The following is a 13231-nucleotide window of genomic DNA, read 5'->3' as shown; positions in this document are numbered from 1 at the left end:
GCGCATCGCCAGATAGCCCACCGTCAGATAATCGGCCAGACGAGCGCCTACAGGTAATTGTGCTTTGGTACGTGCCATTGCCATGTCTCCCCAGAAACAAAACATGGCGGTTATTCTGACAGAAAATTACCTATCTAAACAGTATTGATCGTAAAACAGGCGCTTTCCGCCTGGATCGCCCAGGAAGAGGAGCGCGACAGACTGACCCTAGTAGCGCTGGCTGACGTAGACGCCGGCCGTGTCATCGATCACCAGGCCGTGCAAGCGTGGGCGGAGAGCCTTAGCACTGACCAGCCGCTGCCGGTGCCGCGTTGATGGAGCTGAAGTGGACCAGCAAGGCGCTTTCCGATTTGGCGCGCTTGTATGAATTTCTGGCTCCGATGAACAAGCCCTCGACCATTCTGCTGACCAACCCACATATCGGCGAGCAACTTTTCCAGTTAGAGCCGCGCGAGGTACGGCGAACGTCATATAGGTGGCTTGTGGATCAAATCGCTAATGATATGGGCGACCTGAAACACCGTATGTCTGGACTGGATCAAGCTATGATACTGGTGAAGCGTGGGATCAATCTGAGTGAGGAAACTGATGCCAGACAGCAGATCACGCTGAACAAGCTGGCTGAGCGCATCGGACGTATTGAGCGTCGCCTCGAACTATCTTGACCTGAGAAAATTCGCCTCTATCGTAGGGTAGTCATAGTGATCACGAAAATTTTCACAAACGGCAATTCGCAGGCCGTTCGCATCCTGACAGAATTGGCCTTCAAGAATTGAAAGATGGAGCTGGTTGTAGAGCATCATGGTGATGAACGCGAAGCATTATGAATGCCGAAATGTAAGTTCGACACTACCCTCTGATTCATCTGACGACGCGACAACCACCAGGTACCTTTATTCCAGCTACTATACTGACTACACTTGAATACGGCAACATCTGCACGCTAGTGGTTGGCTGCCTGTTTCCCCGCATGTTCAATGTTGTAAAACCAGACGCCAGGCAACTGGACCACCTAGAGGTAGGCCCACGCCCAATGCCGAGGCAAATCCTGAAGTTCCACCCGTGGTGTTTTTGCTGGCAGCGCCCTGGAGAAGTAAGCTGCCATTAAACACAGTTACCGAGGGCGTTAACGCATTGCCTTGACCAATGACATATCCTCCTTGAGCGTCTAGAGTAATCGGAGTTCCGCCAGTTGAAACATAAGCACTGGAAGGGAAAATCCCATTACTTAATGAATAAATATAATATGCCGCTGTGTTGACACCGCAGGTTTCTGTGCTTGATGGTGGAACGGTAACAGGCACTATAACGTTGCCACTGTTAATTAAAGCCTGATCAGTAATCGTTGACCCAGAGGGTAGAGGTGTAATGGTGGTATTCGAAGTGTAACTACTAGCGCTACTCCCGCTCCATTCACCAGCACCCCCAGAATAAGTGGTCCATACCGGTGACCAGATTCCGGTGGAATTGCTGAACAAGGTTATTCCACTCGGCCCCTGAACGCGCAGGTAATTTTTTCCCTGATAAAATGTTCCACCAATGAACTGTACGTTTGTATTGAGGCCACTGGGCCAGTTCGTGGTATAATTACCGATTGATGTAAAGTCCCCAGAAGGTATGGAATAATTGGATTTCTTGCTTAATACCGTGCTGAGATTCGCCGCCGTCATCTCATAAACTTTGCCGCTACCATTTCCCAAAAATAAATTACCATTACTATCAATGTAGGGCGCGGCCGTATTGTTAATTGTGGTGGGTAATGGATCTAGTGCGAATGCTCCACTGCTCACATTGAGAATGCCCAGATTGCTCCCTGAACTGTTATTAATAGCAAAAAGCGCCCAGGTTTGGCCGAAATTACTGGCGCCAGGTGTATTGACCTGATAGAAAACAGGGGCACTTGCTACGGGTTGTGAATAGCCGGAATAATTATATTGAGCAACAACGTTTCCTAGATCGGGGGCGCTGGTCCCGGTGAGCTGTAGGTCATAGTAGATGCTTCCGTTACCTGCTACACCTACTACATAGGTATGCCACTTACTGTCGGAATTGTCATAAGCGTCAATACTCGCAAAGTTACCCATATTGTTGCCTTGCCAGAATGAAGGATAATTTTGTAAAGAGGGTAACAAGGCACCAGGCATCCACCCCCAGAGCAGCGTGGGTCCGGTAGGGGCAGAACTGCTGCTAGTGGCGACATTTTGATATCCCAGCGCATAGAGAAATCCATCATTATCTGAGAACAGCACGGCGTTCTGACGATTGGTATGAGTGGAGGCAAAGCTGAGATACCCCGCGTTATTCAGCAAGCTGGCGTTGTTGGGGGCAGTCAACACTTCTGCGGGCGCTGAGCTGGGAAGGCCAACATACCAACCTGAATCTCTTCCACCCAGATATGTTCCGTTATCATAGGATGGATTGATGGTGTACTGGGCAATGTCGCTCGCTGTTAGATTGGAAGGGAGTGTGCCAAACGCTGCAGAATCTGTAGAGGCCACGGCAGGGAAGGTTTGTACCCTTCCACCGTTGGTGGTGGTGTTATCCAATGGTGTCGTATACAAAACAGCAGAACGTGTTGCCGCAGTCATATTTGAATTGGCATCCCAACTGGCAGTGCTGCTGACACTGCCGTTGCTGGTGACCGGATAGGCATATAAATCCCCTTGGCCTGTCACCGGGTTGACATTTTTCAAAAGAAATTCCAGTGAACCTACCGTGACACTTGGTGGTGCAGCATATGAAGAAACCACACTTTTTCCGAGAATATTCGCAACAATATTGTTTAGGGCGGATTGCAATTGGCTGGACGACGTCGCCGTATAAAGCGTGTTAGTGTCACCGGCGTTTGCCATTGCTTGCAGTACATACTGGCCCTGTTGCGCTACTGCTTGTTGTTGTGTGGTAGTGCCAGGGATGTTGGGATTGACAGCAGAGCCCACGCCAATAACGTAGGTTTTTACTCCAGCATTATTATAAAGATTCTGAATGGCGCTTATGGCTTCTGTAACTGCTGCATTATTAGTACTGGAAGAAGTAATATTTGATGATGTGACGGACGTTACGCCAAAAGTCGTTGCGGCTGCGCTGCCCAATGGTGGGAAAACGTGTCCACCTGTGCCCTTGGTGGGTTGTCCAAAGGTAATAAAAATCACGTATTTTTTACCACAGGTGGCAGGTGGTGCGGAGGTCGCTTGACTAGAATTACCCTGAAAATAATTCAGTGCCGTTTGAAATGCCCCAGCCACAGGCGCGTAACCTGCGGAAGCCGTGATGGGTGTTGTACCGTAAGAAATATTCGGGTCTAGAACTTCGGGGACAATGGCATTGGTAATGCTGGTTTTATTTTGTGCATTGCTTTTTGTGATTGCCACTACCACATTCCCACGGCTACCATTCGTACTGGCATTGAAACCGTAACCCCGTTGAGATTCCCAGTATTGTTGTGTTTGAGGAAAATAACCAGCGCTAGTTGGCTCAAAGTTACTAATTAATGGGTTAGTCCAGTATGAATAGTTAACGCCTACGTTTTTTGTGCTGTATGATGAAAGAGAATCCCCACCATAAACAGATGGTCCTGATGCCACAGTATTAGTGTCGCCAGGTGCATAATATGATGCGGGACCATACAATACATCATTAATAATCGGGTTATCTGACGTGTCTTTAACATACAAATATTTATCTGAGTAAAGACCTGAGGTGTAGAGATTTTTCATAGCTCCATAACTATTGTAGTATGAGTAAATATCTCCACAAGAATTATTTGTAAAGTATCCATTACTAACTGATCCGTAACATGGATTTTTTACGGCATGCAACCCTGATGATGGTGGAGTTGAACTAGGACCGAAACTAAATCCGTCAGAAGCACTCATATAGTATACCCAGGTATTTGATAGCGATATATTGTATGATGAATATGTTTCTAATCCGAACTGGATGTTATCTGCATAAGTTGTCTGACCGAGTATATAACGGATAGCATTTTCAGAAACATTAAACATGGATTCAGAGTTGTCTACATAGGCATTGGAACTGGTTATATTTCCAGGATCAAAGGAAGAACAAGCTGTTTGACCCAATGTAGTAAGCGAACTTGAATTACAGGGTACGGAATACTGCACGCTTGTACCGGGGGCAACTGCTGATGTTGCAGTTGCAGGCGGGATAAAGCCATCCGTTCCTGCCGGATAATAAACTGGAGAACTGGAACTCACGTCTTCTGCCACAGTCCCGGAGCCACTCATGATGGCTCCCGAAAGCCCGTCAGGCCCCTTGATAACCCCGGCCATTCCCTGGGAGTTATCCAGAATAATCAGAATTTGCGGTTGTTCCCCAGAAGGGATGTTAATACCATTAGCAGCAGCCTGAGCATAAGGTATGAAGCCTTGCAAGGGCAGAGTATTCATCCCCAGGGCGAGAAGAATGGATATCGATTTTTTAAACTGCTTATTCATGTGTCTGTCATCCTGGTACTTGAATAATAGATTGTACAGTAACGCCCAATCCGCCGCCATTTTGATTCATTGCGTGGACGTAAACAATGTAATAACTATTTATTAAAATTCCATTTCCATTGCTATATCCAGTAGGCGCCTGTACTGATTCAGAGCCTTCGAGTGGAGAAACGCTAGGTACAGGGAATATTACGTATTCAACGTAAAACAAATATGGTCCATATTTCACCGCTTGAGGAAGTTGAAAGCAGTAATTATTGCTTGTGCAGTTATTCCAGAACTTCAAGGTTGGCGCAACCGGTCTGCCAGATATAGAAGTTGAACCATAACTTGTTGGAACATTGTCCATGCTGGAGTAGTAATAGGACGGTGGACTTATTCTTGGATCATTATTTTGCAAGTATTGACTGACTTGCTGTAACCCGACATCGGTCGCATCCTGTGCCGCATTTTGTACCGCCAGGTTTGAGGCAATCAGACTGTTATCTTTGTTTAGGTACAGATAAGCCAACAGCGCCAGTGTTACCGCAAAAATCAGGACCAGTACGATGACCAAAATGGCTCCATGTTCTTCTAGGTTGATATTCGCTTGTGCAATCGCTTTTGCTTGATCCTGAATATCTGCATTGTTCGATTTGTTATGACCCATTATTAATCTCTCTGCCAAATGCCGTTACGGACGGGGATCACGCTCTGAAATAAATGATATTCATAATGTCGGCAGTTGCCTTGTAAACAACCTGGGCCATTACTGGTTGGAACGGTGTAAGTTTTACCCATAATAGAAAAGCTGGCAGGACTCAAGCTATTAGGTAGATATCGGGAAGAACGGATCAGCATAGCCATTTGTACTGCAACTATATTTTGTGTTGCGCTGAGAGTATAGTTTTCAGGTGTAACCCATTGTTGCACAGCGCCGTTCGTACCCAGACCATATATAATCTGTAAATCAACCACACCCCTTGCCAATGCCTGACGAGTAGGCGCAGTTGAGCTCACAGTATACTGGGTTAAATAAAGAGTAGGTGTCGTTGTGCCACCGCTGTCGCCTATGGTGAATTGATTAATAGTAAAGTTATTATTGCCTAGGTCGATGAAGTTGGCATCGGCAAAGGACGTGCTGCTTAGGCCAGGATAAATGGCACCAGCTAATGTCTTAAAACCCCCGGACGGATTGTAATTGGAGTTACCTTTCTCATGAACAATGCCGATTCCACCTCCATTAGGTTCCAGGTTGGTCACCTGTGCCATCAGACAGGCTTGCCCAGGAATCTGGACAATAAAAATATCACCCGAACTGATGGATGTCGTCGTCGTCAAAAACACTCTCTGGGATGAAATACTGGGAATGGATGTAACTTGCGCTACCGGCACGTTACCAAATGATGAGCCCCCAGCAACTGTCATCAAAGAAAATGTATTTATGTTGCTGGTTGCTGTTGGGTCATAGGTACCACTGCTTTGCACAGAAGCCGTGATTGCCGTCAGGGAAAAAGGCGAAGCAGCCTGATTTGCATTATATGCTGCAATTCCATTGGGACAGTCGGAAATCCGTGGCAATCCATACCCCGCCGACTCAATAGCCTGGCGCATAATTGCCAAAGCATTACGACCGCGCTGCCACATTTCGCCGCTGGCAGATTGCTGACTGACGCTTTGGCTGGTCGTCAGAAAAAAGGAGAAAATGGCGGTAGCCAGTAAACCCACCACAACCAGAGAAACCAGCAACTCGACCAAAGTCAGGCCGTTTTCATGGCATCTGACATTTGATTGCGGGGAGGAAAGTAGATTCATGTCAATAGCCCACTATGCTTTGTGTGGTATAGGTTTGTGCTCCACCATCCCAGGAGACGGATACTGTGGCCGTGCAGGGGCAGAGGCCGTTGTTGTTGAGAGATGTAAGTGCCAAGCTCACCTGGCTTTGTGGGGGCATCCCGTAGGCACTCATCACCGCTGAAACGGGGTCCAATAAAGCATTGCTGGCCTGACTGGCGCTGACAGTGGCTCCGTTAAGACTCAAAGCCTGCGCACCATTGGCCCGGAGCACACCCATGGCACTCTGGGCAATTTCATAGCCGGATGTCAGATTCTGATTCTGATTGGTCATGGCAAAACTGCTGAGGAACAGGCTTAAAATACCCAAGGAACCGATGGCAAAAATCGCCAAAGCAGCCATGGCTTCAATGAGGGTTAAACCTGCCTGAGTGGAGGTTGCAGCTTCGCGATGAGAAGGCAATATGCGCTGCAGGCTGGTCTGGCTGATCTGACAGAAACCTTGATCAAAACGGGCCGACTGGACTTTTGGGACATGATTTATCATCCAGTTTTTCTTGGAATCGAAAACGATCTTTTTCATTGCAAGTTACACACGCTGCTAGTCGGTGCACTGGTAGCACAATTGCGCACGTTGCCCGCACCACTGAGCAGGGTCAGCCAGTAACCATAGGTGGCGGCATTCTGGCCTGCATTGCCAAAGGTTACGGCAGATCCCGTGATGGTGTTATTGCTGCCATACACCATACCGGTTGGAGTAATGCTGAAGGTTCCACTGGTAGGAGAGTTGACATTGCAGACCGTATTAGGATAACGGCTGGCAAATTCTGCGACTGACATCTGCGGCACCTGCTGCTGAACATTGCTGGCTGCGGGGGTAATGCTCCATGAGCAGCCACCAGTGGTGCCACCACTGCTCACGGACACCTGCACCGGGTAGCCACTACGGATGGCGTATCCTTCCGCCCAGGTAATGTCCTGCTGCAAGCGACCTGATGCACCCTGAATACGCGCCCGCACCATCCAGATATTGTATTGAGGGATAGCAATGGCCGCGATAATAGCCATGATGGCAATAATCACCATCAGCTCTATCAAGGTAAAGCCTTTACCCCAAACTTCGGGCAGGGTTTCGGGCAAGCCCTCACCCCCCATGCGTCACCACCGCGCCCATCTTGAAGATCGGCATATACATGGCGACTACCAGAGTGCCGACAATCACGCCCAACACCACCATGATCATGGGCTCCATGAGGGTGGAGAGGCGATTGACGGATTCTTCTACGTCGTTTTCGTAAAAATCCGCCACCTTGCCGGACATGACTTCGATGGCGCCGGTTTCTTCGCCAATAGACAGCATTTGCGTGGCCATGATGGGAAAGACTCCATCGGTTTTGAGGCGGGTGCTGATGCGACCACCGGCGGCGACGTCATCGCGGGACCGTAATACGCTGTTTTCAATAATCACATTGCCGGAAACTTTCGAGAGGGTTTCCAGCGCTTCCAGAATGGGCACGCCCGCCGCCTGCATGGTGGACAGGGTGCGCATAAAGCGGGCGACGGCCCCTTTCAACAAAATGTCACCCAGTACTGGAATTTTCAGGGAAATCCGGTCAATGACGGTTTTGAAGGGCAGGCTGCGCTTGTAGGCAAAAATGAATAACCACACGGCGGCAATGGGCAGGAGTACGACAATATACCAGTGACTTTTCATCCAGTTGGAAATATTGATGACAATCTGGGTGAGCAGGGGCAGGGTGGCTCCAAAGCTGCTGAAAAGTTGCGAAAACACCGGAATCACAAAAATCATCAAAATCACCACCACCACCAGCATCACGGTAATGATGGCCGCTGGATAAAACATGGCGGACTTGACTTTTTTGTTGAGGGCCAGGGTTTTTTCGCGGTATTCGGCCAGACGCAGCAGGATGGTGTCGAGAATACCGCCTTGTTCACCGGCGGCAATCAAGGACACAAACAGTCGATCAAAATACTTAGGGAAATGCGCCATGGACTGAGAAAGTGATTCACCTTCCTTGAGATGCTTAAGGATACCCTTAAGGAGTTTTTTCATGGCTGCACCCTGGGTGGCGCTAATCAGCAGTTCAAAAGCCTGTACCAGCGGCACTCCGGCGTTGATCATGGTGGAAAGCTGACGGACCATGACGACCAGTTGAGCTTCCTTGACGCCTTTTTCACCAAACAACGGTTGGGGTACTTTGCGCACTGTAACCGGCACCAGTCCCTGTCTGCGGAGAGCTACCCGCACCACATTAGCACTGGCGGCATTCATTTCGCCTTTTTTCTTGTCTTTGGCACCGGGCAGGGTGGCTTCCCAGACAAAGTCGTAGGTTTTCGCCTCTTTCACCGCCACCTTTTTTCCTAGTGCTGTTGCCATCTGTTCACCTTGTCCATCCCTGTCTTCCTTCCCAATTAGCACATACCCATTATTTTGCAAGGAGTGGGATACCATGAATTTCATGGTTCCTTGAAATACGAAAGGGCTGTAGTTCAATTTTGTCCGACTAGGTTTTGCTTGGTAGCTCAGCATACAGGTGGGGAAAGAGCGTAAGGCCGTACCATTAGATCACATTGGATGGGATGGACAGATAGCCACAGCACGTGCTGAGTAGTATATGAACTACCCAAGCACACGCACTACGGTAAACAATAAGTGTAATTTATGGATGACCTGGATGACCACCCTATTTTAGTTGTTGCAGGCGAAGCCCATTGGCGGCCTTTTCGTTACGCTGGGCCGATATCTGGATCCAAATCAAGAGGATCTCCCCATTCATGCCTGACTTCTCCCCTTCTTTTGACTGGAATGCTGATTCCTTTAAAAACTTCCTGAAAAGGCTTCAGGTCTGCCGGTAAGGATGGCATGCTATCCAGTGATTCCATAATCTTGCCCGCTTCTCGCGCGGTCATTGTGGCAACAACCATTTTATCTTCAATATTAATCTGCATGAGATTCTCCTTGATAAAATGACTTCGGTTGACGGAATTCATTATCCATGGAAAGCACTGCTTCTGCAGAAAGATAGGCAAAATCAAGCGTGGAGCGATTAAAATCCCCTGCTTTTTTAAGCAGGGCATCAGACACTTTGTCAGCCTCGGCTTTGCTCATCCTCAGTCGAAAAGTGCCATCAGACTGTTTTTCAAGATCCATCAAAACCTCCTTACATATTTTGAGCAAAAAATTTAAATACCATAGGTGTAGACCATAAAAAATGAGTAATGTTCCGTTTTTAATGCAGCGTTTCCACACTTTCTGTCAGAATGCCAATATTCAGTTCCCGACAGGTCAATTGTATGCCATGGACAATGGCCTGACGGCGTTCGTGGAGATCAATATCAATAATCAGCCCTCTGTCGAGTTTGATATAATCGGGCAGGTAGTTCGCCAGCAAATTAAGTCCCGCATAACCCGCACCAAAATCATCATCGAAAATTTTGCTTCATGTGGACATTTCAGCGATAGATATTTTTTTTGATCAGTAAAATAATATTATGGAAGTATCAGGTGTTCTCCTCTATTCAGAAACAACAAATCTATATAGGATATTAGAAATTAAAATACAATCAATGACACCAGAAACGATAACCATTCTTCGCAGGAGAAAGTGTATGAAACCTTGGTTGATTGTAACTGGTGCTTCGGGTTCACTTGCTGAAACTTTTATTCGTTTAGCATTAAAGAGTGACTGGCGGATACTGGCAGTCACCCGTCAAAAAGATTTGCCTGCTATTTTTGAGTCATCAGAAATAACGATTATTCAGGCCGATGTATCGACTATGACGGGTACAGGTTCGGTGATTAATTTTTTCAAGGAGCGTGATGAAGTTCCTGAAGGACTAGCACATCTGGCTGGTTCTTTTCTGTTAGCCGGGTTATTACAAACATCTGAGGAACAATACCGGGCTTGTCTCGCAGCCAATCTCGACTCTGCCTTTTTTATGTTAAAGGCATTTGTGACACTTCGGAAAAAACGTGATAACGGTGGGAGCGCAGTTTTCGTATCATCAGTGGTATCAGAGAGTGGAGTCGCTTTTCATGAAGCGGTTGCTGCTGCCAAAGGTGGCCTTGAATCGCTCGTCAGGGCTTCTGCTGCCACACATGCCCGCGACGGAATTCGCATTAACGCAGTTCGCTCAGGCCTAATGGATACAAAAGCTGCGGCGCATTTATTGCGCAATGAACAAAGCCGTAAAATGGCACAAAAACAGTATCCTCTTGGTGAACTGATCCAGCCAGATCAAGTGGCAAAGGCTATTCTATTTTTGCTTGAAGAAGCACAAATTACGGGGCAGATTTTATCTGTTGATGGTGGGTTTAATGCCATACGCCCATTGGTTACCATTTGAAATGTTCCTATTTTGAAATCAATCCCATGATGACGTCAGTCACCGCTGTTGGCGGTGACGATCCACTTGCGTCTTGATAACTCTGCTTTTCTGTATGTGTTTGCCTTCGGTTGACACAAAAAAAGACACCCAGCAATTTATTTTGCTAAGTGTCTGTTTTATTTGGTGGGTTGTGAGGGGATCGAACCCACGACCTGCTGACCAGCGCTTCTCCCCACGTATAGTGGATCCCTTTAGTCAAGACAAAAGAGTGAATGTTTAAGCTACTCTGGCTTCTTCCATTGCAGCGGAAAGGATCTACCCCAAATTATCCCTGAGTAATGGTGATGATCTTGTATTTTTCACGGTACCCCTATAAGATATATCATAATTAGATATATCTAAAAGGCGGTTCCCATGAAACTATCCAATGACCCAGAGGGAAAATGTTCCGGGCCTTGCCACAGATCAGGGCAAGGCCGACGGAGATCTCGTATGCTTGATCCGGGCATGCTGCGTTACGTCGTCCTGCAGCATATTGCCCAGCATTCACGTCACGGATACGAATTGATCAAGCTGTTAGAGCAACAATCCGGGGGGATCTACAGTCCGAGTCCCGGGATGATTTATCCGATGCTCGCAATGCTCGAAGATCTCGGCCATGTTTCTGTAATTCTTGAGGGAAACAAGAAACTTTACGTCATCACTGAACAAGGGCAAGCGTTTCTTGAACAGAATCGCGCGATGGTTGTGGCCATCGAAGAACGGATCGCGACCCGATGCAGTGAAGACGCGCAACAAATACGCGAACATCTCCATTTATTGCGCGATGCAGTTATTCAACGAATACAAGCCTCTCCTTTGGTCCCGGAGCAGTTCCAAAGGATCAAGAAGATTCTTGAAGAGGCACTTACAGAGATTCAGACCCTCTGAATTAGGTCTGAAATGATGTTTAAATGGGTAACATAATGAATACAAATAAAAAGTCTTGTTCACAGTTCGGCGATCAACGTTCTGGTGAAAGCCGGATGAGGTCAAGCGGTTGTGGAAATGGCAGTCGTGGAAATGGTGGCCGTGGAAATGGCCACCGAATGGATCAACGCGGGTTTAATGCGAGCACAAACACATCTACTGAGTCTGAATTCATGGAAAATGAACATGCGGAGCAGCGCGCAGCGCACCTTGCGCAAATTCGTGCCGACATCGCTGCGTCACCGCGTGGCCTATTGACGAGCGAAGAACGCTCCGACTTGCTGTTGATGCGAGAGGAGGAAAAAATTGCGCGGGATGTTTATATTCGCTTATACGAGCGCTGGGGTATCCGTCCTTTCCAAAATATTACCGGTTCGGAACAAGTGCACATGGACGCGATGCTGGCTTTGCTTGAGCATTATGGGGAACCCGATCCGGTTCGGGGCTTGGCGGTTGGACAATTCTATCGTGCCGATTTGCAAGCATTGTATGATGATCTGATTCATCAGGGACTACGGAGCGAGGCAGACGCCGTTCGCGTTGGGTTATTGATTGAAGAACTCGATATAGCCGACCTACAAAAAGTGGCCCGACGTACTAATAAACCGGAAATCCTTGCGGTCTATGCAGAATTAGAGCGGGGCTCACGCAATCACTTACGGGCCTTTTATCTGTGGAAACAAAAGCTTGCTATTGACTATGTTCCGCAGCATCTGTCTTCTGCTGAATTCGAACGTACAGGTCTGTCTGCACACGAAATGTGCCATTGAAAAACAGGAGCAGTTGGTCGGTGATGGTCATCGCAGGGTGAACATCACCGATACGATGAGTCCATATGACTTGGCAGGTGCCGGCATCAAGATGATGTAATCCATAACTTATTGTTTATTGCATTTATGATTGGCGTTACATTACTCATGTCACTTGAACTCCGTCATCTTCGTTACTTCATCGCACGGCCAAACGCAAAAGTTTGCCCAGAATGACTGCGCGAAATTCACACTACCGCGCCAAAAGTACGGGTATTCGGGCGCGTTGACATATCCAGTCGGCAACACTCCCAATGAGGAAATGGTTCAAACCACGACGGCCATGGCTACCCACCACGAGAAGATCAGCCTCCCAGGCGGCACTCTCGCCAAGGACTAACTCACCGATGTGATTTCCGCCTTCATCGGTCTGTAGCCGTTTGGTATGGGTTACTACGCCGACCTTTTGAGCCCGTTTTTCTATTAGGTTGAGTATGTTTTGACCTGAACTGACTAGAAACTCGATGGATTCTGGTGTGGCGAAATACATTGCATAGAGGTCTACCACATGAACAATCAACAACTCGGCCTTTTGCTCCTGCGCTAGCCCAATAGCGATTGTTGTTGCTTTTTCAGAAGCATCACTACCGTCTGTTGCCAGCAAGATTTTTTTAAACATCGGTTCACCCTCCTTATATGTCGATCTTAATGCATTAATTTTGTGTAGTTGACGATCATGCTTTGTTTTTCATGAGTAACACAATCAATATGACCGCTATGAAACTCCAGAAAAGGAACGTGAATGCATCCAGTATCCCCCGCATTGCTGCATGTTGCGCCAGAGTTTGTCCCAGTACCTGCCAAGCCAGCGTTCCCTGATGTAATCCCGCATCACGCATATAGCGGGGTAGTGCCGCGCTGAACGGATTGATA

General features: G+C 47.7%; 14 protein-coding genes and 1 pseudogene. 4 read left to right on the top strand and 11 right to left on the bottom strand.

Annotation, left to right across the window (positions count from 1 at the left end; all coding sequences use genetic code 11):
* Window positions 1-314 precede the first annotated feature (314 nt).
* Window positions 315-665 carry a hypothetical protein gene (locus BLW97_RS20560; RefSeq protein ID WP_242947740.1) on the top strand — a complete coding sequence of 117 codons (351 nt, stop codon included), beginning with the start codon at window positions 315-317 and terminating at the stop codon, window positions 663-665.
* Window positions 666-974: 309 nt separating this feature from the next.
* Here BLW97_RS20560 and BLW97_RS07110 read toward each other — a convergent pair whose 3' ends face one another.
* The 9 genes from BLW97_RS07110 to BLW97_RS07070 form a co-directional block, all read right to left on the bottom strand.
* Window positions 975-4457 carry a pilus assembly protein gene (locus BLW97_RS07110; protein WP_075322776.1) on the bottom strand — a complete coding sequence of 1161 codons (3483 nt, stop codon included), beginning with the start codon at window positions 4455-4457 and terminating at the stop codon, window positions 975-977.
* A gap of 7 nt (window positions 4458-4464) precedes the next feature.
* Window positions 4465-5106, bottom strand: coding sequence for a hypothetical protein (locus BLW97_RS07105; protein WP_242947738.1), 642 nt, complete (start codon window positions 5104-5106; stop codon window positions 4465-4467).
* 2 nt (window positions 5107-5108) lie between these two features.
* A complete protein-coding gene (locus tag BLW97_RS07100) occupies window positions 5109-6251 on the bottom strand; it encodes a PilW family protein (RefSeq protein WP_075322775.1) in 1143 nt (380 codons plus the stop codon).
* Window position 6252: 1 nt separating this feature from the next.
* A complete protein-coding gene (locus tag BLW97_RS07095) occupies window positions 6253-6777 on the bottom strand; it encodes a type IV pilus modification PilV family protein (protein WP_077218455.1) in 525 nt (174 codons plus the stop codon).
* Between the two features lie 32 nt (window positions 6778-6809).
* Complete coding sequence (locus BLW97_RS07090) at window positions 6810-7385, bottom strand: pilus assembly FimT family protein (RefSeq protein ID WP_075322774.1); 576 nt, start codon at window positions 7383-7385, stop codon at window positions 6810-6812.
* A complete protein-coding gene (locus BLW97_RS07085; protein WP_024894538.1) occupies window positions 7375-8628 on the bottom strand; it encodes a type II secretion system F family protein in 1254 nt (417 codons plus the stop codon). Before BLW97_RS07085 ends, BLW97_RS07090 begins: the two co-directional genes overlap by 11 nt.
* A gap of 350 nt (window positions 8629-8978) precedes the next feature.
* Window positions 8979-9200, bottom strand: coding sequence for a hypothetical protein (locus BLW97_RS07080; RefSeq protein ID WP_075322773.1), 222 nt, complete (start codon window positions 9198-9200; stop codon window positions 8979-8981).
* Entirely contained in the window at window positions 9190-9402 is a 213-nt protein-coding gene (locus BLW97_RS07075) for a hypothetical protein (protein ID WP_075322772.1), read from the bottom strand. The genes BLW97_RS07080 and BLW97_RS07075 overlap by 11 nt, the downstream gene beginning before the upstream one ends.
* A gap of 79 nt (window positions 9403-9481) precedes the next feature.
* Window positions 9482-9685, bottom strand: a complete 204-nt coding sequence (locus BLW97_RS07070; protein ID WP_077218293.1) for an EAL domain-containing protein — start codon at window positions 9683-9685, stop codon at window positions 9482-9484.
* Window positions 9686-9860: 175 nt separating this feature from the next.
* Between BLW97_RS07070 and BLW97_RS07065 the strand changes: the two genes are divergently transcribed.
* The 3 genes from BLW97_RS07065 (at window position 9861) to BLW97_RS07055 (ending at window position 12319) form a co-directional block, all read left to right on the top strand.
* Window positions 9861-10598: an SDR family oxidoreductase gene (locus tag BLW97_RS07065; RefSeq protein WP_024894535.1), complete on the top strand. Its 738-nt coding sequence runs from the start codon at window positions 9861-9863 to the stop codon at window positions 10596-10598.
* A gap of 474 nt (window positions 10599-11072) precedes the next feature.
* The gene (locus BLW97_RS07060; RefSeq protein WP_207650568.1) at window positions 11073-11510 is read left to right on the top strand and encodes a PadR family transcriptional regulator; all 438 of its coding nucleotides are present in this window, start codon (window positions 11073-11075) and stop codon (window positions 11508-11510) included.
* Between the two features lie 212 nt (window positions 11511-11722).
* The gene (locus BLW97_RS07055) at window positions 11723-12319 is read left to right on the top strand and encodes a DUF2202 domain-containing protein (protein ID WP_075323604.1); all 597 of its coding nucleotides are present in this window, start codon (window positions 11723-11725) and stop codon (window positions 12317-12319) included.
* A gap of 232 nt (window positions 12320-12551) precedes the next feature.
* Here BLW97_RS07055 and BLW97_RS07050 read toward each other — a convergent pair whose 3' ends face one another.
* Together BLW97_RS07050 and BLW97_RS07045 are read right to left on the bottom strand one after the other, a co-directional pair.
* Entirely contained in the window at window positions 12552-12977 is a 426-nt protein-coding gene (locus tag BLW97_RS07050; RefSeq protein WP_031573333.1) for a universal stress protein, read from the bottom strand.
* A gap of 55 nt (window positions 12978-13032) precedes the next feature.
* Window positions 13033-13231 (bottom strand): annotated as a pseudogene (locus BLW97_RS07045) (MFS transporter); the annotation flags it as partial.

It is taken from the genome of Acidithiobacillus albertensis (genome assembly GCF_001931655.1).
Classification (GTDB): Bacteria; Pseudomonadota; Gammaproteobacteria; order Acidithiobacillales; family Acidithiobacillaceae; genus Acidithiobacillus; species Acidithiobacillus thiooxidans.
The sequence above is the reverse complement of the archived record's forward strand: the minus strand, read 5'-3'. Positions and strand labels throughout refer to the sequence as shown.

Coding starts and splice junctions, on each gene's coding strand:
- BLW97_RS20560 (WP_242947740.1), top strand. CDS start 315: ATGGAGCTGAAGTGGACCAGCAAGGCGCTTTCCGATTTGGCGCGCTTG.
- BLW97_RS07110 (WP_075322776.1), bottom strand. CDS start 4,457: ATGAATAAGCAGTTTAAAAAATCGATATCCATTCTTCTCGCCCTGGGG.
- BLW97_RS07105 (WP_242947738.1), bottom strand. CDS start 5,106: ATGGGTCATAACAAATCGAACAATGCAGATATTCAGGATCAAGCAAAA.
- BLW97_RS07100 (WP_075322775.1), bottom strand. CDS start 6,251: ATGAATCTACTTTCCTCCCCGCAATCAAATGTCAGATGCCATGAAAAC.
- BLW97_RS07095 (WP_077218455.1), bottom strand. CDS start 6,777: ATGATAAATCATGTCCCAAAAGTCCAGTCGGCCCGTTTTGATCAAGGT.
- BLW97_RS07090 (WP_075322774.1), bottom strand. CDS start 7,385: ATGGGGGGTGAGGGCTTGCCCGAAACCCTGCCCGAAGTTTGGGGTAAA.
- BLW97_RS07085 (WP_024894538.1), bottom strand. CDS start 8,628: ATGGCAACAGCACTAGGAAAAAAGGTGGCGGTGAAAGAGGCGAAAACC.
- BLW97_RS07080 (WP_075322773.1), bottom strand. CDS start 9,200: ATGCAGATTAATATTGAAGATAAAATGGTTGTTGCCACAATGACCGCG.
- BLW97_RS07075 (WP_075322772.1), bottom strand. CDS start 9,402: ATGGATCTTGAAAAACAGTCTGATGGCACTTTTCGACTGAGGATGAGC.
- BLW97_RS07065 (WP_024894535.1), top strand. CDS start 9,861: ATGAAACCTTGGTTGATTGTAACTGGTGCTTCGGGTTCACTTGCTGAA.
- BLW97_RS07060 (WP_207650568.1), top strand. CDS start 11,073: ATGCTTGATCCGGGCATGCTGCGTTACGTCGTCCTGCAGCATATTGCC.
- BLW97_RS07055 (WP_075323604.1), top strand. CDS start 11,723: ATGGAAAATGAACATGCGGAGCAGCGCGCAGCGCACCTTGCGCAAATT.
- BLW97_RS07050 (WP_031573333.1), bottom strand. CDS start 12,977: ATGTTTAAAAAAATCTTGCTGGCAACAGACGGTAGTGATGCTTCTGAA.